This window comes from Streptomyces sp. ME19-01-6 (assembly GCF_033793745.1).
Taxonomy (GTDB): domain Bacteria; phylum Actinomycetota; class Actinomycetes; order Streptomycetales; family Streptomycetaceae; genus Streptomyces.
The window spans coordinates 78,577-99,117 of the sequence record NZ_JARAXF010000034.1; the positions used below are offsets into that span (position 1 = coordinate 78,577).

Below are 20,541 nucleotides of genomic sequence, written 5' to 3' on the forward strand. Positions count from 1 at the left end.
GAGTTGCGCTGCCTTATTTGTAAGGCGGTGAGTGCATGCCCTTTCCGTATCCTGAGGGGCGACTTTGTTAAGGTCGCGTCAGAATTACGGGGGTAAGATTCTGTATGCTGGTCGGTCGGCGAGCGGAACTCCTTGAACTGGATACCTTTCTCGCGGAATGCGCATCGAATAAAGCGAGAACTGTAATCCTTGAAGCACCCGTAGGGTGTGGAAAGAGCGAACTCCTGGGAATAGTGGCCACCAACGCCGCCGAAAAAGGGGCAGTGGTCCTCCGTGCCACCGCCATGCGGTCGGAAAGCGCTCTGCCTCTGGGAGTGATGCGACAGCTGATGGACAGCCCGTCGCTGCCTGCGGAGGCGGGGCGGCGCCTGCGGACGCTGCTGGACGAGGACGAGGCCACGGTCGACCCGAACGCAGCCGACCGGACGGCCCCGGCGCGGGCGGCCAGGATGCAGAAGGTGTGCGCCGCGCTTCACGAAGTGGTGCGGACCAGGCTCGTACTGATCGGCGTCGATGACCTCCAGCACGTGGACGCCACCTCGTTGCAGTATCTCCTCTATCTGAGCGGCAGGTCGCGGTCCACCCGGTTGATGATGATCTTCACGGAGACTGTCCACTACCAACAAGGAGTGCCGACGTACCGCACCGAGTTTCTCCGGCAGCCCCACGTCCAGCGCATGCGCCTGCACTGCCTCGACCGTCGGGCCACCGCTGAACTGCTCACCCCGGCACTGGCCGAGGCCACGCTCGACTACTACTTCTCCGTCACCGGCGGCAACCCCCTCCTGCTGCGCGCCCTTCAGGAGGACCACCTGCTGACGCCTGCCTCGACGGCGCAGTCCGAAGTGGCGGACCCCGTGGCCGGGGATGCCTTCGCCCATGCCGTGCTGACCTGTGTGGACCGCAGCGGACCTGCGGCCGCCGAGGTCGCGGACGGTCTCGCAATCCTCGGCGAGGCGAGCACGGTCGAAGCGCTGAGCAGGCTGTAGTGCGAACTGCCGCGCGCCGAGGCGGTGCGGGGGGTACGGGCGCTGCGCGCCGCGGGCCTGGTCGATGACCTGTCGTTCCGCCACCCGGCAGCGCGAGCCAAGGTGCTGGACGGCATGGGCCCGGCCCACCGGCGGGACCTGCATCACCGCGCCGACTCCCTCCTGCACGGTGACGGCGCCCAGGCATCCGTGATCGCCCCGCACCTTCGGGCCGCACGGAGCGTCGACCAGCCCTGGGGTGTGCAGGTGCTCCAGGACGCGGCCGAGGAGGTGCTCGCCGACGACGAGGTGCGGCTGGCGATCGCGTACCTGGAACTGGCCCACCGCTGCTGTGCCGACGCCCAGCACTGCGCCGCGATCAGGATCAGGATCGCTGTGCTGATGCGCCGGCGAAACCCCTCCGGGGCGGAGAAGATCGCCGAGGAACTGCTGCACGCCTTACGACTGGGGCGGCTGGCGCCCCGGCACTGCGTGCCGCTGGTGAATCTCTTCCTCGCCCACGGGCGCATCGAGGAGGCGAACGAGGTTCTGGAAGCACTGCGGAAGAGGCCCGCGGGGGCCCTTCCGCTCGCCACCGTCCAGGTGGGCGCTCAGCTGACCTACATGGCGGAGCTCTGCCTGCCTTGGACCGACAGCCACCCGTACGGCCACGGGCAGGACCACGAGACGGAAGCGGCCCAGTCGGGGATGGGTTGTTGGCGGGTGTGGGGGCGTTGGCTGAGGGTCGGCCGCATCCGGGTGTGGTGACGGGTATGGCGGGTGATGAGGCGCGGGTGGTGCTGGTGTTTCCGGGGCAGGGGTCGCAGTGGGTGGGTATGGGGGTGGAACTGCTGGAGTCCTCGCCGGTGTTCGCTGAGCGGATCGAGGCGTGTGAGCGGGCGCTCAGGCCGTATGTGGACTGGTCGCTGACCGAGGTTCTGCGTGGTGATGGGGCGGAGTTGGCGCGGGTGGATGTGGTGCAGCCGGTGTTGTGGGCGGTGATGGTGTCGCTTGCGGCGGTGTGGGCCGGGCAGGGGGTGGTCCCGGTGGCGGTGGTTGGTCATTCGCAGGGTGAGATCGCGGCGGCGTGTGTGGCGGGGGCGTTGTCCTTGGAGGACGGGGCGAGGGTGGTGGCGTTGCGCAGCCGGGCGTTGCGGGCGCTGTCGGGTGGCGGTGCGATGGCTTCGCTGGGGGTGGGTGCGGGGGAGGCGGAGGGTTTCTTCCCGGCCGGGGGTGGTGTGGTGGTGGCGGCGGTCAACGGTCCGTCCTCGACGGTGATCTCCGGCCCGCCGCAGGCCGTCGCCCAGGTCGTGGCCGCCGTCCAGGGGGCCGGGCACCGGGCGCGGTTGATCGATGTGGACTATGCCTCGCATGGTCCGCAGGTGGGTGAGATCACCGACGAGCTTCATCGTGTTCTGGTGGGTGTCCGGCCGGTGGTGAGTGAGGTCGCGTTCTACTCGACGGTGACCGCGGGGCGCGTTGACACCGCCGCTCTGGACACTGGTTACTGGGTGCGGAACCTGCGCGAGCGGGTTCGGTTCGCCGACACCGTAGAGGCGTTGCTGGCCGACGGGCACCGTATCTTCATCGAGGCAAGTCCCCATCCGGTGCTGACTTTGGGGCTTGAGGAGTGTTTCGAGGCCTTTGGTGTCGAGGCGGTGACCGTACCCACGCTGCGCCGTGATGCCGGTGGCCAAGAGCAGGTGGCATTGGCGGCTGGTCAGGCAGCGTTCGCCGCGGGGGCACCGGTGGACTGGCCGGGCTGGTTCCCGGACGGCCCCCGCCAGGCGGTCGACCTGCCCACGTACGCCTTCCAGCGCCAACGCTACTGGCTGGCGCCTCAGACCGGCACCGGCGCTCTGAGCGCGGCCGGGCTGCGTGGCAGCGGCCACCCGTTGCTGCCGGGCGCGGTGCACTTGCCCGATGGCGCTCTCGTCCTCACCGGCCGTATACCGGCCGGTGTCCACGGCTGGCTGGGCGAGCACGCCGTGGCCGGCACGGCCATGGTGCCGGGCACGGTGCTCGTGGAGTGGGCGCTACACGCCGCCCACCAGGCCGGGTGCGGTGGTATCGAAGAGCTGATGCTGCGGCAGCCGATAGCCCGGCCTACGGTCGGCGACCTGCAGATCCGGGTCTTCGCGGGCGCGCCCGCCCAGGACGGCACCCGTGAGGTGCGGGTGGATTCCCGCACCGAACAGGACGGGTTCGACGACCGGTGGACCTGCCACGCCTCGGGCCTCCTCGCTCCCCACGCGTCCGCCCAGCAGGCCACCGGACCGGACACCGCGGGCCTGGGAACTGAAGGGGCATGGCCGCCCCCTGGCGCCGAACCCCTCGAAGTGGCGGAGTTCTATGCCCAGGCCGAGGCGGCCGGTTACTCCTACGGTGAGGCGTACCACGGGCTGCGGGCGCTGTGGCGCCACGGCGACGAGCTGCTGGCCGAGGTCGTGCTGCCCGAGGGCGCCGGAGACGAAGAGGACGGGTTCGGCATCCACCCGGTGCTGCTGGACGCCGCCCTTCACCCCGCTCTGGGTGCCGTCGGGACGCCCCCGGCGCACGGTCGGCTGTGGATGCCGTTCGCCTGGTCCGGGGTGTCGCTGTGGGCGGACGGGGCCCGAACCGTACGGGTGAGGCTGACACCACGCCACAGCGAGGACGAGTCGGGCGACCAGCGGGAGCTGCGCGTCGCGGTGGCCGACGCACGGGGCCCCCCGGTTCTCAACGCCGACTCGGTCGTGCTGCGCCCGGCGGACGCCGCCCGGATCCGGGCGGCCGCGCAGGGCAGCGGGCGGCTGTTCACCCTGGCGTGGACTCCCCTGCCGCTCGCCGACGCGCCCACCGTCGCACACACACAGGCGGGCTGGGTGACGCTCGCCGACCAGGGGCCGCGGGCGGTGGCCGAGGCGATGGACGGCGGAGCTGTGGTGGCCGTGGCGGATGTGCACACCGGGAGCGGCTCGGGCCTGGTGGAGGTGGAGCGGGCCTCGGCGTTGGTACGCACGTGGCTGGCCGAGCCCCGCCCGCCCGGTGCGCGTCTGGTGCTGCTCACCCGGGGTGCCTGGTCGGTGGGCTTGCCCCACGGTCCGGCCGCGCCGCACCCGGCGGAGACCGGGATCCGGGGACGGCTGCGGCAGATGCTCTCCGCCCACCAAGGCCGTGTCGTCCTGCTCGACGTCGAGCCCGCGGCCGACGTCGGCCGAGCGGGTGCCGGCGGGCAGGCTCCCGACCCGGCACCGGTGCCGCTGGACGCGGAGCCGGCGGCCGCGGTGCAGGCCGCGTTGGACAGCGGCGAGCAGGTGGTCGCGCTGCGCGCCGGCCGCCTCCTGGCGCCCCGCTGGATCCCCGACACCGCCCCGGCGGCCGCGCATGAACCGGCCGCGGACAGCGGAGGCACGGTGCTGGTCAGCGGAGGCACCGGCTCCTGGGGCGCCCGGGTGGCCGAGCACCTGGCGCGCACCGGGCGGGCGGCCCATCTGGTGCTGGTCAGCCGCCGCGGTCCCGCGGCGCCTGCGGCGGCGGAACTGGCTGCCCGGCTGCGGGCGTACGGGCCCCGGGTGAGTGTGGTGGCTGCCGACCTCACCGACCCCCAGGCGGTGGCGGGGGTATTGGCCGGCATCGACCCGGCGCACCCGCTGACCGGGATCGTGTACGCGGCCGGGGCACGAGCGGGCGCCCCCGCGCAGGTGTGGCACGCCAAGGCCACCGTCGCCGCACAACTGGCCGCCGCCACCCAGGAGCTGCCGCTGCGCTGGTTCGTGGTGTTCACCGCGCCGGTGACCGACCCGGATGAGCCGAACGCGATCGACCACGCGGCCGCCCACACCTACTGCGACGCGCTGATCGCGCACCGGCATGCCCGGGGCCTGCCGGGGACGGCGGTGACCTGGAGCCCGGGGGCCGATCCCGCTCAGGACGGTGCCGCGCTACTCGACGCGGTGTGGTCACACCGCCAGCCGCACCTGCTGGCCGCCGGACCAGCGGGCCCGCTGCCCGCCGCGCCACCGCACTCGGCCGCCGTACGGGCGCAGGCCGCAGGCCGCCGGCGCGCCGCCGCCGGGCAGGCGGACCAGCCGGCGGACTGGGTCGGCCGGCTGACCGGCCTGTCACCCGAAGACCGGCGCCGCACGGTGCTGGAGCTGGTGCGCGGCCACGCCGCGGCGGTGCTCGGCCACACCGATCCGGCTGCCGTCCCGGCCCAGGCCGCGTTCAAAAAGCTCGGCTTCAGCTCGCTGACAGACGACATCGACGTCGTGGAGCAGGCGCCCCCGTTCGACCTGTGCGTCAACATCCACTCGTTCACCGAGATGACCCCCGCCACCGTGCGGGAGTACCTCGACCTGATCGCCGAGAAGTGCCGCGCCTTTTACGTGAAGAACCCGGTCGGCAAGTTCCTCGGCAAGGCCCTCGACGGCCACTTCAAGGGCAACGAGGCCGTGCAGATGGCGCTGCAGACCGGCCCGCTCCGCAAGGTCATCGACATCTTCGACAGCGAGGCCGTGGCCAAGGTCGTGCCGGACTACATCGACGCCTACACCCCGGGTGAGGGCTGGCACTGCGTCGCCGAAGCCCGCGCGATCCCGTGGAGCTACTTCCGGCAGGCCCTCTACAAGGACGGAAGAGGCCGGTAGCGATGACCACCCGCACCGCCCCGGACCGCGGCCCCGGCCGTACCGGCGGCAGCGTCGTCGTGCTGGGCGGCACCGGGTTCTTGGGGCGCCACGTGTGCGCGGCGTTCGCCGCCGCGGGCGCCGACGTGGTGCCCTTCTCCCGGACCGCCCGCCCCGCCCTGGACAGCTGCGGCCCAGCCCGCCCGGACCCGCTCGCCCCCGACACCGGCGCACTGGCCCGGCTGTGCGCGGACGCCGACATCGTGGTGAACGCGGCCGGCGCCGTCTGGGGCGGCACCGAGCAGGAGATGACCGAGGCCAACACCCACCTGGTGGACCGGCTCATCCGGGCGCTCGCCACCCTGCCCGCCCGGCCGCGCCTTGTGCAGCTCGGTAGCGCGTACGAGTACGGGCCCACCGAGCCCGGCGCCGTGACCGGCGAGGACCACCCCCCCGGCCCCGACCACTCCCTACGGCCGCACCAAGCTGGCGGGCACCCGGGCCGTGCTGCGGGCCGCCGCTGAGCAGGACCTCGACGCGGTGGTGCTGCGGGTGTCGGTGGCCTGCGGCCCTGGCGCGCCCCCCAACAGCCTGCCCGGCATCGTCGCCGCGCACCTCGCCGAGGGCCGCGGCGAACTCCGCCTCGCCCCGCTGCTCGCCCACCGCGACCTGGTCGACGTCCGGGACGTCGCCGACGCCGTGGTCGCCGCTGCGCGGGCCCCCGCGGGCCAGGTCACCGGCACCGTGGTCAACATCGGCAGCGGGCGGGCCGTGCCCGTGCGCACGTTGGTCGACCTGATGATCTCGCTCAGCGGCCGCCCACTGCGCATCGTGGAGGAGCGGACCGCCCGGGGGACCCGTTCGGACGCGCCGTGGCAGCGGCTGGACGTGGCCCGCGCCCGCCGGGTGCTGGGCTGGGCACCCCGCCGCTCCCTGGAGGAGTCGCTGGCCGACTTCCTGGCCGCCGCCGGAGTGCCGCCGGCCCGGTCGCGCCCGACCGGACAACCCAAGCCGCCCGGCCACCAGGCCGGGGCCCGACGCACCGACGGCCGTGCCGACGGCGAGCCCGGCCAAGGGAAGGATGGACAATGACAGAACGGGTGGCGCGGATCCTCGACGAGGTCCGCAAGCACCACCAGGACACCCAGGCCGCACAGGGTGGCTTCGTGCCGGGCGTCACCGAGATCTGGCCGTCCGGCGCGGTCCTCGACGAGGACGACCGCGTCGCGCTGGTCGAGGCCGCCCTGCAGATGCGGATCGCCGCGGGCCGCTCCTCACGTCAGTTCGAGCGAACCTTCGCCCGTACCCTGAAGCGCCGCAAGGCCCACCTGACCAACTCCGGCTCCTCGGCGAATCTGCTGGCCGTCTCGGCGCTCACGTCCCACCTGCTCGGCGACCAGCGCCTGACCCCCGGCGACGAGGTCGTCACCGTCGCGGCGGGCTTCCCCACCACCGTCAACCCCATCCTGCAGAACGGGCTCACACCCGTCTTCGTCGACGTCGACCTGCGTACCTACAACGCCACCCCTGAGCGCATCGCGGCCGCCATCGGCCCGCGCACCCGGGCCATCATCATGGCCCACACCCTCGGCAACCCCTACCAGGTCGCGGAGATCGCCCAGTTGGCCGAGGAACACGGCCTGATGCTCATCGAGGACAACTGCGACGCGGTCGGCTCCACCTACGACGGGCAGCTCACCGGCACCTTCGGCGACCTGACCACCGTCAGCTTCTACCCGGCCCACCACCTGACCATGGGGGAGGGCGGCTGCGTGCTGACCTCGAACCTGGTACTGGCCCGGATCGTGGAGTCCATGCGGGACTGGGGCCGCGACTGCTGGTGCGAGCCGGGCGAGAACGACACCTGCCGCAAGCGGTTCGGCTACCAGATGGGCACCCTCCCCGCCGGGTACGACCACAAGTACATCTTCTCCCACGTCGGGTACAACCTGAAGGGCACCGACCTGCAGGCCGCCCTCGGCCTCAGCCAGCTGGCCAAGCTCGACGAGTTCTGCGCCGCGCGCCGCCGCAACTGGCGGCGGCTGCGGGAGGGCCTGGACGGCCTGCCGGGCCTGATCCTCCCCGAGCCCACCCCGCGCAGCGACCCCAGCTGGTTCGGGTTCGCCATCACCGTCGACCCCGACGGCCCGTACAGCAGGGTGGAGTTGATGGACTTCCTGGAGTCCCGGAAGATCGGCACCCGCAGGCTGTTCGCCGGGAACCTCACTCGCCACCCCGCCTACCTCGACCGTGCGCACCGCGTGGCGGGCGACCTGACCAACAGCGACATCGTCGCCGGACAGACTTTCTGGATCGGCGTCTACCCCGGCCTGACCGACGAGATGATCGACTACGTCGTGGCCACCGTCACCGAGTTCGCCGGGGCCCACCGGTGACCGCCGTCACCACCGCCCAGCCCCTGGCCTGGCCCCGTGGGGACGCCGGGCTGCCCGCCCGCACCCCGCCGGCCACCGTGCCCGGCTGGGCCCGCGACGGCACGGCGGTCCGCCACGCCGACGGGCGGTACTTCGAGGTGGTGGCCGGGGCCGTGCAGGCGGGCAGCCGCGAGGCCGCCCTGTGGCCCCGGCCGCCCCAGGCACCGCCCGGCTTGCAGTGGACCTCCCACGCGTAGCTGTCCGCGCTCGGCCGCTACGGACACCACGTCAGCGTGCAGGCGCGGCCCGGGGCGGCCGTCGCCGGCCCGGGCCGGCCGCCCCGGGACCGGTCCGCGCGGTTGTTACGCGGTCACCCGTCGCGGCTCCCACCAGGCACGGTTGTCCCGGTACCAGTCGACGGTCCGGGCCAGCCCGCGCTCGAAGCCGGTGACCGGCCGGTAGCCCAGCTCGCGGCGGAGCTTGCCGCCGTCGATCGCGTACCGCCGGTCATGCCCCTTGCGGTCCGGTACGAACTCCACGCTGTCCCAGTCCTTCCCACACGCCGTCAGCAACCTTTCGGTGAGTTGACGGTTGGTCAGTTCCACTCCGCCGTCCACGTTGTACACCTCACCGGCCCGGCCCCCGGCCCGCACCAGCTCCACCGCCCGGCAATGGTCCGTCACATGCAGCCAATCCCGCACATTCAGGCCGTCGCCGTACAGCGGCATTCCGGCCGTCATCCAGCAGCCGGGTGATGAACAGCGGTATGACCTTCTCCGGGAACTGCCACGGACCGTAGTTGTTACTGCACCGCGTCACCCGCACATCCAGGCCGTGCGTGCGGAAGTACGCCAGGGCGATCAGATCCGAGGACGCCTTCGACGCCGCATACGGCGAGTTCGGGTCCAGCGCGTCCGCCTCCATCGATGAACCGGTCTCCACCGACCCGTAGACCTCGTCCGTCGACACGTGCACGAACTGCTCCACGCCGTGCCGCAGCGCCGCCTCCAGCAACGTCTGCGTGCCCAGCACATTGGTGCGCACAAATGCTCCCGAGTCGGCGATCGACCGGTCCACATGAGACTCGGCCGCGAAGTGCACCACTTGCCCGGCCTCCGCCATCAACGTGCCCACCAGATCCGCGTCGCAGATGTCGCCCTCGACGAACCTCAGCCGCCGGTCGGCCAGGTCGAGATTCTCCCGCGACCCGGCATAGGTGAGCTTGTCCAACACCGTCACACCGGAGACCCCGGGCGCCCGAGAGCTCGCCCTCCAGCAGCATCCGCACATACGCCGAACCGATGAACCCCGCGGCCCCGGTCACCAGAAGGTTCACGCCTCCTCCAGCAGCTTCGCCAGCGCCCGCTCGGGCAGGTACGAGCGGGCCCGGTCCATCACGTACTGACCGTACGGCGAGTGGCCCATCGCGGCCCCCAGCTCGTAACACTCCTCCACTCCGATGAACCCCATGTGCAGGGCGATCTCCTCAAGACAGGCGATCCGCATGCCCTGGTGGCGCTGGACATGCCGGACGAACTCGCCCGCCTCCGGCAGCGTCTCGTGCGTCCCGGTGTCCAGCCAGGTCACCCCGCGCCCCAGCCACACCAGCCGGGCCCGACCCTGCTCCAGATACGCGTGGAGCACATCGGTGATCTCCAGCTCGCCCCGGTCCGACGGCCGCACGCTCGCCGCGATGTCCACCACTTGGCCGTCGAAGAAGTACAGCCCCGGCACGGCCAGGTTCGACCTCGGCTTCTCCGGCTTCTCCTCGATGGACACCAGACGGCCCTCCTGGTCGATCTCGGCCACGCCGTAACGCTCGGGATCCGCCACCTGGTGCCCGAACAGCACGCACCCGTCCAGCTGCCGCACGCTGCGCCGCAGCAGCGACGGCAGGTCCGCGCCGTGGAAGAGGTTGTCGCCCAACACCAGGGCGCAGTCCTCGCCGGCGATGTGGTCGGCGCCCACCAGGAAGGCGTCCGCGATGCCCCGCGGCTCGTCCTGCGCCGCGTACGACAACGACATCCCCAGCGCATTGCCGTCCCCCAGCAACTGCCGGAAGGCCGCCAGCTCCCCGGGGCGGGTGATGATCAGGACGTCCCGGATCCCCGCGAACATCAGGATGGACAGCGGGTAGTAGATCATGGGCTTGTCGTAGACCGGGGCCAGCTGTTTGGAGCTGACCAGGGTCAGGGGCTGCAGCCGCGTGCCGCTCCCGCCCGCAAGAATGATGCCCTTCATGACGGCACCCCGTCCCGGCTACCGCGCACCGGGACCGGGGGACACCGGCTTGTGTGCGAACGACTCCGCCTCGAACCCCGTGTCCATCGCATCCTTCAGCTGGAACCGCACCCGGTCGGACATCCCCGCCCGCTCCGCCAGTTCCACCGCCTGGTCCACCTGCTGCCCACTGATCGTGATCCCCAGCACCTCAGCACCCGTCGACGCCGCCACCCGCAACGCCGGACTGCCGATCCCACACCCCGCATCCAACACCCGACACCCCACACCCACCCCCAATCGCTCCGCCAGCACATCCGTAAACCGATCCGTCGCCTCCTGCGGCGAACTCCGATCCGACGGCCCCTCCCAATAACCGAAGTGGAGGTTGTCGCCCCACGCCATCCGCAACAGCGGCCCCAGCGCGCTGTAGTAGTCGGTCACCTGGTCGCTCGTCGGCGGCGGAGCTGACGGAGACGTCATCGCGTTCCTCCAAGGGCGCTTGACTGCGTGCGGTACGTCATACCTGTGCAGTAAGACCCAGCCACTGACCACCGAAGCCACGGCAATGGCTGGCTGAAGTCCGAGGTCGCAGCGGTCTGCCACGCTCCCGCGGAACCGACCGCGGCCGGCCGCGGTCGGCCGCGGATTCGGAAGCTCCCCCGCAACGGCTATACGTGTGTATCATCGACGGTACGGCCGTATAGTAAACGACGCGGCCGTACAGCCAGCAATACGCGTGAGTGGGAGCGCCGCATGAAGGGAGCAGGGGATGGCGCCGCCGGGCGCAAGACCCCGGGCGGGATCGGTAGATCAGCACCCGAGGAGGACCTGACCGCCCGCGCCCGCATCCGGGACGCGGCTCTCAAGCACTTCACCGATTCCGGGTTCGCGAAGGCGACGATCCGTGAGATCGCCCGCACCGCAGGTGTGTCCCCCGGGCTCGTCCGGCACCACTTCGGATCCAAGGAGGACCTCCGGGACGCCTGCGACGCATACGTCCTCCAAGCCCTCCACCGCTTCAACGACCAGGCCCTGGAGCGGGAGCAGCAGCCCGGCGGCGTGGAGCCCGAGGTGGCCGACCGCCACACCCTGGACCCCTTCCAGCGCTACCTGGTGAACGCCCTGTGGGACGACTCCTCCGTCGCGGCGCCGATGTTCGACGAAATGGTGAAGATGGTCGACCGATGGCTCGCACGGGCCGACGCCGAGCGGCCGGACGAGCCCCGGGTGGACCGGACGACCCGCGCCGCGCTGATGGTCGCGCAGTCCATGGGGATCGCCACGTTTCACGAGCACATCTCCCGCACGATGGGCATGGACATCTTCTCCGCGGAGGGCGACCGGACGATCGCCCTGGCCTTGCTCGATATCTACTCCCACCCCCTGGTGAGCCCGGAGTACGCGGCCTCCGCTCAGGAGAACCTGGCCGGCGGCCACACTCCCGGACCCGAGCACCACCTCCCGGACGACCAGCCGCCCGCAGGGGCAGGCGGCACGTCACCCTCCGATGAACACCGAGACGAGAAGACATCCCCCATGACTGAAGGACGCTGCCATGTCTGATGCCATTACGGTGACCGGGCTGGTGAAGCAGTTCGGTCCCACCCGTGCGCTGGACGGACTCGAACTGAGCGTGGCCACCGGCGAGGTCCACGGATTCCTCGGGCCGAACGGCGCGGGCAAGTCGACGACGATCAGGATCCTCCTGGGGCTCATGCGCGCCGATCAGGGTGAGGTTCGGCTGCTCGGCGGCGACCCGTGGGCCGAGGCGACCGAGCTCCACCAGCGGATCGCCTACGTACCCGGCGACGTCACCCTCTGGCCGAGCCTGTCCGGTGGTGAGGTCATCGACTTACTCGGCCGGATGCGCGGTGGCCTGGACAAAACACGGAAGGCAGAGCTGCTGGAGCGGTTCCAGCTGGACCCGAAGAAAAAGACGCGCACTTATTCCAAGGGCAACCGGCAAAAGGTCGCGCTGGTGGCGGCCCTCGCCTCCGACGCCGAACTGCTGCTGCTGGACGAGCCGACATCGGGCCTGGACCCGCTGATGGAGGAGGTGTTCCGGCAGTGTGTGATCGAGGCGCGTGACGCTGGCCGTACGGTACTGCTGTCCAGCCACATCCTCTCCGAGGTCGAGGCGCTGTGCGAGCGGGTGAGCATCATCCGCGCCGGGCGGCGGGTGGAGGCCGGCACCCTCGCGGACATGCGGCACCTGACGCGCACGTCCATCGACGCCGTGGTGAAGGAGTCGCCGGCCGGGCTGAAAGGCCTCGTGGGCGTCCACGGACTGCGGGTGGACGGCGGCCGTGTGCGGTGCGAGGTCGACACCGACGAACTGGACGGGGTGCTGGGGCGCCTGACGGCGCTGGGAGTGCGCAGCCTGGTCAGCCAGCCGCCGACGTTGGAGGATCTCTTCCTGCGACACTACGCCACGGACGGCGAGAGCAGCGGTGACAGCGGCCAGGGCGCCGGAGTGGGGGCGGCCCGGTGACTGCTTTGACCGGTACGGGCAGGCTGATCCGGCTGATTCTGCGCCGAGACCGCTGGCTGCTGCTGGTGTGGATGCTGTGGCTGGTTCTGATCGCGTCGAGTCTCTCCACCACGTATCAGGACCAGTACCCGACGGCTGCTGACCGCGCGGAGTACGCGAACACCAGCGGCACCAATCCCACGTTCCTCGCACTGTACGGACCATTGCAGGACTCCGGCGTAGGGGGGATCATCTCCCAACGCCTGGGCGCGGTTCCGATCTTCATCGCGCTGGTGAGCGTGCTGACGGTGATCCGTCATACCCGGACGGAAGAGCAGGCGGGGCGGCGTGAACTGCTCAGCGCCGGCGTCTGCGGACGACACTCCGCCCTGGCCGCGGCCGTGTCGGTGACCATGGTGGCCAACCTCGTGGTCGGTCTGCTGATCGGCGCCACATTGCGTCAGGACCTCCCCGGCTCCGGCTCCCTGATCCTGGGGCTGGGCTTTGCCGCGGTGGGGTGCGTGTTCGCGGCGGTCGGTGCGCTGGCGGCGCAGGTGACAGAAAACGCGGGAACGGCCCGTGGTATCGCCATCGGCAGCCTGGGGGCATTCCTGCTGATCCGGCTCGCGGCGGACGCCAGCGGCGAGGACAGCGGCCTCAACTGGCTGAACTGGCTGTCGCCCCTGGGGTGGCGGACGGAGCTGAGCGCGTTCGCGGAAGACCGGTGGTGGGTGTTGCTGCTGTTCGTGGTGTTCACCGCCGTGGTGTCCGCGGTCGCGGTGACGGTCTCTGCGCGGCGGGACGTCGGTGCCGGCTTGCTGGCGGCCCGCCTCGGTCCGGCCGAGGCCGCTCCGGCGCTGCGTGGCCCGCTGGGTCTGGCATGGCGCCTGCACCGGACGCTGCTCGTCGGCTGGGCGGGCGCGTTCGTGATCCTGGGCGGGGTGTTCGGCGGACTGGCCGAGGGCGTGGGCGATCTGTTGAAGGACAATAAGAACCTTCAGGATGTGTTCGCCCGGATCGGTGGACAGCAGGGGCTCGTCGACTCCTACATCGCGGCCATGATGAGCCTGGTGGGTCTGATCGCCGCCGGTTACGGCGTCCAGGCGGTACTGCGACTGCGCCAGGAGGAAGAGTCCTCCCGCGGAGAGTACCTGCTCGCCTCCGGCGCCGGCCGTATCCCGTGGGTGGCCAGCCACCTGGTGTTCGCCTTGATCGGTCCTGCGGTTGCGCTGGCCCTGGCCGGTGTGTCGGCGGGCGTGGTGCACGGGGCGAACGTCTCGGACGTGGGCGGCCAGCTGCCGTCGATCCTGGGGGCAGCGATGATCCAACTGCCGGCGGTGTGGATCCTGTCCGGTCTGACGCTGGCTCTGTTCGGCCTCCTGCCCCGGCTGACCGCCACGGTGGGATGGGGCGCGCTGGCGCTGTGCTTCGTGCTGGGCCAGTTCGGTCAGGCGCTGGAATTCGACCAGAGTGTGCTGGATGTGTCACCGTTCACGCATATTCCGCGGGTGCCGGGCGGTGATGTGGCGGCAGCCCCGCTGCTGTGGCTGCTGCTGACGGCTGTGCTGCTGACGGCGGCGGGACTGGTCCGCACCCGCGGGCGGGATGTGGGCGCCTAGCGGCGGATGCCGTCCCGCGCAGCCGTACGCTCCAGAGCGGCTGCGCCGGGTACGTGAACCGGCCCGTACCGCGGTTTCTCCCTGTGCCCGCGGCGCGGGCCGGTTCTGCCGGGTCGCCTGCGGCGACCGAAAGCGCGTGGGTAGACACTGTATCCGCCCCGGATGATCACGTCCTTCGTCCGGCCGACGATCCAGAAGTATCCGTCCTGGTCGACCCGGCCGAGGTCCCCGGTGTGGAAGCAGCCGTCCCGGATCGGGATGCCGACCGAACCGGGTCTGGGCCATCCCGCAGGGAGCTGGCAGATCGGTGGCCACGATGTCGCAGTTGCGGGTGGGGTTCGCGTGGGTCACTCGGCGCCCTTCGGTGCACCTGTGGTTCCAGAGGTGTAGAGCACCACGGCGGTGTCGTCCTCGTGCAGGTCAGCCACGTCGTCGCCGGACGGTCCGGACTCGGAGAGCTCGTCGAATCCGCCGGCGTCGACGATGACGGCTTCGGCACCGGCCCGCTGTGCACCGATCCGCGCCTCATCGGCGAAGGCGTGCCAGACAGACAACAGCCGGGCCCTGAGTCACCGAGGTAGTAGGCGACTTCCCCAAACTTGAGCAAAAAATTCATCGGAACGACGATGCCGCCGGTCCGGAGCACGCCGAGGTACGTAACGTCCGGGCGCATCGCCACCGCGGGCCGTCTCCGGGGTCCGCCGACGGCTCGTCAGCCGATGGGTTCCGGCATGGGGCGCACGTCGTAGGCGAGGCGGATGGTGTCGCCGGTGGCGGGGTCGCCCAGTTCCACCCGCCAGGCGTCGGCGAACTGGTCGACACCCGGGGCCATGGGGATCGTGCCTGAGATGAGCACGGTGCCCGGGGTGAGGGCGTCACGGGAGCGCAGCACGTCGACCCAGTAGGCGGGGGTGAGGAGTTCGCCGAGGGTGCCGTGCTGGATCTCGGTCTCGGTGCCGTCGTGGGTGACCCAGGCGCGCAGGGTGAGGTCGTCCAGGCGCGGTTCGACGTCTGCGAGCCGCCAGGCGCGGCGGGCCAGGACGTCGGGGCCGGCGTTCTTGCTCCAGGCCACGCCGTGCACCTCGAGGTCGACAGCGACCGCGACCATCGCGAACTGTCGCGACTCGCACGCGGTGGCCATGCCGCCTCGGAAGCCGATCGGTGTGCCTTCCCCTCACCCAGGGTGATGCGCTCACAGTGCTGCCTGCCGATGAACCCCCGCAAGGCACCGCAATCAACGTAGCTTCAGCGCAACCGTGTTGGCCTCGAAGACCCCCCGGGTCAGAGCCGAAGACAAGGCCGAGATCCACCGACAGCCGGGCCTCCGGCTCACCCGCGCCCGTCGGCAAGGAAGTAGGTGAAGGGCGCACAGGCGTTAAGGGCGCGCTCCAGCATGCGCCGGGCCAGCTCTGGCCTGGTCGCCGCCGTGGTGGCCCGCTCGGGTGGGATGCCCTGCTCGACGCAGCGACTCTCGTGCTCAGCGGTGGTGCCGGCCCAGACGCGACCGAGGTGCGCAATCAGCACCGCACCATCGCCCGCAGGTTCTCCCGCGAGGCCGGACGCGCGAACACATCGTCGACCGAGGCGCACAGCGCCTCCAACTCCCGTCCATCGACCGGATCTCGGCCTCGCCCAGCTCGCCCGTCCGCACCGCGCTCGGTGGCAGCATCAGTCCCACGAACGGAGCAACGGGCAACCCGCCGTCACGTCGTGTGAACAACCGGCTGTGGTACTCGTCGTACGAGGTGTCGGGCGCGCGGGACCCCTCCCGGCCACCCGCGTATAGAACGGTCCCATGACCACATCGGAATCATCGGCCCGCCGCCGTAGGGCCAGGCTGACTGCGGCGCGCGGCCCGGCGGGGACCGTCTGCGCCCTGGCCCTCGCCGCCGCGTTGACCGGCTGCGGCTCCGACTCGGGCGACGACGCGGGGGCGCCCGCACCAGCCGCACCCTCGCGTTCGGCCGAACCGTCGCCCCCCTCGCCAACGCCCACGAAGCCCTCCTCATCGCTGTCGCCGACCGCGGTGAAGCCGATGAAGCCGTCAACCCCGGCCGAGCTGCGGGCATGTGCAGACGGAAGCTGCACGGTCGTCGTGACGAAGGGCACCGAGATCCCACGCGTCGCCGGCCTTCGGGCGGGACCGTTCACGGTGAGCGCCGTCGGTGCCGCGGGCGTGGACCTGAGCTCGGTCGACGCCAGCGGATTCACCTCCAACCTGCTCGGGCAACGCCCCGACCAGGGCGGACCCTCCACCGTCAACGAGCTGTCGATCGCCGTTCTCGCCATCGTGGGGGACACCGCGAAGCTGCGGCTCTTCCCGGCGGAGTAGGGCGGGTGTCGTTCAGGCGCCGCCGCCGGGGAACTCCAGCGGGAACTCCAGCGCGAGCTGGCCTTTGAGCAACACCTGAACGACTATCTTCCAAGTCGACGGCCAAGACTTCGCACTTGACGCACTGTTTCCTAGACTCACGGGATGAACAACTACACGTGCACTCATTGCGGCACCGTCGGCCTGGTGGACGGTTTCATCGAGGACGCCGGCGAGCACTCGCGTGGGTACGCGCGCTGGAGCGGGGAATTTTCGGGGGTGCCAAGCGGATGGGCCGTCCCCGGCGGCAGATAGCGGCGTTCCGCTGCCCCAAGTGCGGGCACCTCGAGCTGTTCGCCACCGACGAGTGTAGTCGGCCCTCGTCGTCACGGACGCCCGTGCGGGCGGTCGCGCGTCGCGCACCGGGGCTCTCCCGGCTTCGACGCCCCGCCCGCGCTCAAGGCCACGCAGCGCGCATCAGCTCCGCGCAGTACACGATCCTCACGCTCGTAGTGGGTGACTTCGGAGGAGCGTTGCGCCCAGAGGGTTCGACGATGCACTTTCCTGAACATGTTCAGTGAACCCGTTCAGTCGCGTCCCGCGAAGCGGGAAGCAACGCGACGGAAGGTGCTGGCCGCAGCCGAGCGGCTGTTCCGCGAGCAGGGATTCGGTGCCACGACGGTCCGTCAGATCGCAGCCGACGCGGAAGTCAGCACCGGGACTGTGATGTCGGTCGGCGACAAGGACGCGCTCCTGGTCGCCATCTTCGACCGCTGGATCGATGCCGTACACCGCGAGAGGAAAAGTGCTGACAGCGCGGCTTCCGGCCCACTGACCGCAGACGTCGCGGCGCAGGCATTCATGGCTCTCTTCGAGCCTTTCATCCGCTACTTCACACTCGACGACGAGCTCTCGCGCGAGTACGCGGCGATCATCGTACGAGGAGAACGCGAGTCGGCGATCTTCAAAAACCTCGCGCTGTCCTTGATCGCCGAGATCGATGCAGTGCTCGCGCGAGCGGGTCTGACCGGCGTCGATGCCGGCCGTGGAGCGCGCATCATCTATCTCTCGTACCTCGGCCTGCTCATGACCGTCTCCAACGGCGCCATCAGTGAGCACGATGCGATCGGCCGGCTCCATGAGGTGATCGGATTCGTGATCGGCCACGAAGGAGGAGACGAATGATTGACGTACCGCATTACTGGTGGCTCACGGCGCTGCTGGCGCTCATCCTGTTCGGCGACGCTGTGATGTCGTTGCGCCCGCCGGGTTTCATCCAGCGGTGTCTCGACGGGGTCCGGCTGCCGCGCGACTGGTGGTGGATCCTCGTCGTGATCAAGCTGATGGCGGCAGCTGGACTGGTGGTCGGACTCAAGTACCCCGGTGTCGGGTTCACCGTGAACGTCGCCGTCATCGGATACTTCGTGTGCGCGGCGTACGCACACTACCGGGCACGCTTCCTCAAACAGGAGTTCTGGCTCAACTGCCTGGGCATGCTGGCCTTCTCAGTGGCTGTGCTCATCGCGGGCTACGCGGTGTGACGCAGTTGTGGGTGACGCCGCGTAGCGGAGCCCGGATGTCACGCGACGAGATCGCCCGGCTCGTCCGCTCGATCAAAGATCCGGCCGCCGCGGTACGGCAGGCCGAGCCCCAGGACAAGGCCGAGATCTACCGGCAGCTCGGAGTTCGACTCACGTACGACTCCGGGAAACACAACGTGCTGGCCGAGACGAGACTCGACCAGCACTTCCGCGAAACCCGTGGGCTACCAATACGTGTCCGAGGGGGGACTTGAACTCTCCACTCGGGCACCAGCTCTTTAGTTTGCTGACCTGGGAATACGTACCCTCTGGGCCTCTCTGGAGCCTGTGAGTGTTGGTCATGCTCACCTGCTGTTTCTGCCCGTTCCTGGCCGCTGTTGGTCATGCGTTGGTCATGTGACCAACCCTGCCTGAACTGCGGCGAGCCCCGCCCACCGTCCCGGGGTGGATCAGATGGGCGGGGCGATCAAGGGGGCTCAGCGCCCGCTGCTCAGTTCCTTGCGGACTTCGGCACTCGTGGGCCGGTCGGCAGGGTCGGGTCTGAGCATGGCTTCGATGAGCTTGCCGAGCGCTCCGGGCACGTTCACCGGACGGTGTGGTCCGTCCACGATGGCTCCCGTTGATCCTTGCGGCTGGCGTCGTCGGGATACGCGACGTGGCGCAGGCCGGTTGCGCTGATGAAGAGCGAGGCACCGAGGGCATAGACGTCTGCCTCCATGGTCGGGGTGGCCGTTCCGGTCTCCAGCACACTTCGAGAGATTTCCGGGCTCTCGTAGTGGACGAGACACCCCCGATAGCTGAAGTCATACGCGGTGGGGATCTCTCCGCCGTGCGCCAAGGCAAGATCGATGAGCGCCGTTCCCTTGGAACTGATGATCAAGTGTGCGGGCTGGATGTCCCCGTGCGCCCAACCAGCCGCATGCAATGCGTCTACGGTGCAACTCGTCGTCAGGCGCGGGATGCGTCTTCGCTTCCTCGGGGAAGCGGACGTTCCTGGCGTCGGTCATCCACTCCTGACCGCCCTTCTCCGGTCGCAGGAACGCGACGCGCGGGCCCGGAATCTTGTGGTCGAAGAGGAGATCGTCAACGTGACAGACAGCCTGGAGCACGCCCACCTGTCCCGTGGCAGCGTCGTAGGCTTTCTGACCCACCTGAGGGCCCTTGTAGGGCGCCGGTTCGCTCATTCCGGCGGCCCCCATCGACTGGCAACCCGCACAGGCGGCAGTTTCGTCGGTCATGCGATGCCCCCGTTCTGCGGCCTGTACATGCACCACCAGACCGTCAGACGGGGACGCTGACGCACAATGAACGACTTCATCGCCCCGCCCCCGTCCGAGGTGCTTGTCGATCTCCTTCTTCAGCGCTTCCGCCCACGCGTCCAACTTCTTCGGAGTCGGGGACTTGGGCGGGTCCTGCTGTGTCTCCTGCGGCTGAGCTGGAGGCTCGTGCGCGCTCACCGCGAGGCTCCTAGCGCTCGCTGCTGCTCGTGCTGGAGGACGTACAACGGCACGGGGTCGGTGTCCCATGCGATGGGATAGCGCCCTGCGGTCGGAATGCGCGGGAGCTGAAGCGTGGGGGTGTCCGCGACACAAGCAGGCACGCAGGCCGGGGTGGGTACGGGCACGGCGACGCGTGCCGGTGTGGGCTTTGAGACATCGTTTGTCCGATGGCGCCCGGGGGCGGGGAATAACCTTCGTCCCCACCGTTCCATAATTCGGGCGATACGCTTTCTCACGTTGACGCTCCTCTTCAGCGTTGACCACCCCCCCGGACCGGTCGCACGGTCGCGGGGTCCTTCTCGCTCTAGGCAACCGCTCCGCTACGCATCGCGGTACCGTGGCAAGAGCGGCAGTTTTTAAGAGCTTTAAGCGCCTGCTTTGGCTGAGGAGTTGAGCGCCGAGTGAGTGAGCGGGAGCCGAACAAGGGCCTGGAACGGCTGTTCCGAGAGACCGGGTGGACGCTGCGGCAGCTCGCACAGGAGGTCAACCGCATCGGCACGGAACGCGGAACGCCGCAGAAGTACCGGGAACCATCCGCTCATCAGTGGCTTCGGGGACACATGCCGAAAGAGGCTGCCCGACCGCTGATCTTGGAGGCGTTCGCCCGCAAGCCGGGCCGCCCGATCACGCACAGTGAGGCAGGGTTCCCCCTGCTTGCCGACGAGTCGAACGCACGCTTGGGTACCGTTGAGGCGTTGATCGACTTGGGGAGGCAAGACATGGACCCCTCTTGCACCCTCCGCTTCGCTCCGAGCGCACCGCGTCTCCGCGGTCGAGCACCGTGGCACCCATCACGGCAATGCGGGCAATTAGGGAGGATTCGTCCCGGCAACCCCTGCCTCCGCGGTCGATTACCGCGGCATCATTGCAGCCACTACACGCCGGAAGGGCAGCGCACCGTGTGACCTGCCTCCGCAGTCTTCGACCG

17 protein-coding genes and 4 pseudogenes are annotated in these 20,541 nt (G+C 70.1%); 14 read left to right on the forward strand and 7 right to left on the reverse strand.

Going from position 1 to position 20,541, the window contains the following annotated elements:
• Positions 1-104 precede the first annotated feature (104 nt).
• The 6 genes and pseudogenes from PV419_RS43390 to PV419_RS43415 all read left to right on the forward strand — a co-directional run bounded on the left by PV419_RS43390 (position 105) and on the right by PV419_RS43415 (position 8,207).
• Positions 105-989 (forward strand): ATP-binding protein, encoded by an 885-nt coding sequence (locus tag PV419_RS43390; RefSeq protein ID WP_319698538.1) that lies wholly within the window; start codon positions 105-107, stop codon positions 987-989.
• A 24-nt stretch (positions 990-1,013) separates the two neighbouring features.
• Positions 1,014-1,736: a hypothetical protein gene (locus PV419_RS43395; RefSeq protein WP_319698540.1), complete on the forward strand. Its 723-nt coding sequence runs from the start codon at positions 1,014-1,016 to the stop codon at positions 1,734-1,736.
• A gap of 5 nt (positions 1,737-1,741) precedes the next feature.
• Positions 1,742-5,596 carry an acyltransferase domain-containing protein gene (locus PV419_RS43400; protein ID WP_319698542.1) on the forward strand — a complete coding sequence of 1,285 codons (3,855 nt, stop codon included), beginning with the start codon at positions 1,742-1,744 and terminating at the stop codon, positions 5,594-5,596.
• A gap of 2 nt (positions 5,597-5,598) precedes the next feature.
• Positions 5,599-6,667, forward strand: a pseudogene (locus PV419_RS43405) (NAD-dependent epimerase/dehydratase family protein).
• Complete coding sequence (rfbH, locus tag PV419_RS43410) at positions 6,664-7,971, forward strand: lipopolysaccharide biosynthesis protein RfbH (protein ID WP_319698544.1); 1,308 nt, start codon at positions 6,664-6,666, stop codon at positions 7,969-7,971. The pseudogene PV419_RS43405 and the gene rfbH overlap by 4 nt, the downstream one beginning before the upstream one ends.
• Positions 7,968-8,207 (forward strand): NDP-hexose 2,3-dehydratase family protein, encoded by a 240-nt coding sequence (locus PV419_RS43415; protein ID WP_319698545.1) that lies wholly within the window; start codon positions 7,968-7,970, stop codon positions 8,205-8,207. The genes rfbH and PV419_RS43415 overlap by 4 nt, the downstream gene beginning before the upstream one ends.
• Before the next feature lie 105 nt (positions 8,208-8,312).
• On the opposite strand, the pseudogene rfbB reads toward PV419_RS43415, so the two are convergent.
• From rfbB to PV419_RS43430, 3 genes and pseudogenes are all read right to left on the reverse strand, one after another.
• Positions 8,313-9,286, reverse strand: a pseudogene (rfbB, locus tag PV419_RS43420) (dTDP-glucose 4,6-dehydratase).
• On the reverse strand, positions 9,283-10,191 hold the full coding sequence (gene rfbA, locus PV419_RS43425; protein WP_319698547.1) for a glucose-1-phosphate thymidylyltransferase RfbA: 909 nt from the start codon (positions 10,189-10,191) through the stop codon (positions 9,283-9,285). The pseudogene rfbB and the gene rfbA overlap by 4 nt, the downstream one beginning before the upstream one ends.
• Before the next feature lie 18 nt (positions 10,192-10,209).
• Complete coding sequence (locus PV419_RS43430; RefSeq protein ID WP_319698549.1) at positions 10,210-10,614, reverse strand: SAM-dependent methyltransferase; 405 nt, start codon at positions 10,612-10,614, stop codon at positions 10,210-10,212.
• Between the two features lie 312 nt (positions 10,615-10,926).
• Here PV419_RS43430 and PV419_RS43435 point away from each other — a divergent pair, with 312 nt between their 5' ends.
• The 3 genes from PV419_RS43435 (at position 10,927) to PV419_RS43445 (ending at position 14,262) form a co-directional block, all read left to right on the forward strand.
• Positions 10,927-11,736 carry a TetR/AcrR family transcriptional regulator gene (locus tag PV419_RS43435; RefSeq protein ID WP_319698551.1) on the forward strand — a complete coding sequence of 270 codons (810 nt, stop codon included), beginning with the start codon at positions 10,927-10,929 and terminating at the stop codon, positions 11,734-11,736.
• Positions 11,729-12,664 carry an ABC transporter ATP-binding protein gene (locus PV419_RS43440; protein ID WP_319698552.1) on the forward strand — a complete coding sequence of 312 codons (936 nt, stop codon included), beginning with the start codon at positions 11,729-11,731 and terminating at the stop codon, positions 12,662-12,664. Before PV419_RS43435 ends, PV419_RS43440 begins: the two co-directional genes overlap by 8 nt.
• A gap of 203 nt (positions 12,665-12,867) precedes the next feature.
• Complete coding sequence (locus PV419_RS43445; RefSeq protein WP_319698554.1) at positions 12,868-14,262, forward strand: ABC transporter permease; 1,395 nt, start codon at positions 12,868-12,870, stop codon at positions 14,260-14,262.
• Positions 14,263-14,609: 347 nt separating this feature from the next.
• Here PV419_RS43445 and PV419_RS43455 read toward each other — a convergent pair whose 3' ends face one another.
• The 3 genes from PV419_RS43455 to PV419_RS43465 form a co-directional block, all read right to left on the reverse strand.
• Positions 14,610-14,816 (reverse strand): AMP-binding protein, encoded by a 207-nt coding sequence (locus tag PV419_RS43455; RefSeq protein WP_319698556.1) that lies wholly within the window; start codon positions 14,814-14,816, stop codon positions 14,610-14,612.
• A gap of 158 nt (positions 14,817-14,974) precedes the next feature.
• Positions 14,975-15,403, reverse strand: coding sequence for a DUF2848 family protein (locus PV419_RS43460; RefSeq protein ID WP_319698558.1), 429 nt, complete (start codon positions 15,401-15,403; stop codon positions 14,975-14,977).
• Positions 15,404-15,591: 188 nt separating this feature from the next.
• A complete protein-coding gene (locus PV419_RS43465) occupies positions 15,592-15,786 on the reverse strand; it encodes a hypothetical protein (protein WP_319698559.1) in 195 nt (64 codons plus the stop codon).
• A gap of 271 nt (positions 15,787-16,057) precedes the next feature.
• On the opposite strand from PV419_RS43465, the gene PV419_RS43470 reads away from it, so the two are divergent.
• The 5 genes and pseudogenes from PV419_RS43470 to PV419_RS43490 all read left to right on the forward strand — a co-directional run bounded on the left by PV419_RS43470 (position 16,058) and on the right by PV419_RS43490 (position 18,368).
• The gene (locus PV419_RS43470) at positions 16,058-16,594 is read left to right on the forward strand and encodes a hypothetical protein (RefSeq protein WP_319698560.1); all 537 of its coding nucleotides are present in this window, start codon (positions 16,058-16,060) and stop codon (positions 16,592-16,594) included.
• Positions 16,595-16,738: 144 nt separating this feature from the next.
• Positions 16,739-16,938 (forward strand): annotated as a pseudogene (locus PV419_RS43475) (hypothetical protein); the annotation flags it as partial.
• 205 nt (positions 16,939-17,143) lie between these two features.
• Positions 17,144-17,758, forward strand: coding sequence for a TetR/AcrR family transcriptional regulator (locus PV419_RS43480; RefSeq protein ID WP_319698562.1), 615 nt, complete (start codon positions 17,144-17,146; stop codon positions 17,756-17,758).
• On the forward strand, positions 17,755-18,114 hold the full coding sequence (locus PV419_RS43485; RefSeq protein ID WP_089509417.1) for a DoxX family protein: 360 nt from the start codon (positions 17,755-17,757) through the stop codon (positions 18,112-18,114). Before PV419_RS43480 ends, PV419_RS43485 begins: the two co-directional genes overlap by 4 nt.
• A gap of 35 nt (positions 18,115-18,149) precedes the next feature.
• Positions 18,150-18,368: a hypothetical protein gene (locus PV419_RS43490; RefSeq protein WP_319698564.1), complete on the forward strand. Its 219-nt coding sequence runs from the start codon at positions 18,150-18,152 to the stop codon at positions 18,366-18,368.
• 222 nt (positions 18,369-18,590) lie between these two features.
• Here PV419_RS43490 and PV419_RS43495 read toward each other — a convergent pair.
• A pseudogene (locus tag PV419_RS43495) lies at positions 18,591-19,039 on the reverse strand (protein kinase); the annotation flags it as partial.
• Positions 19,040-20,541 lie beyond the last annotated feature (1,502 nt).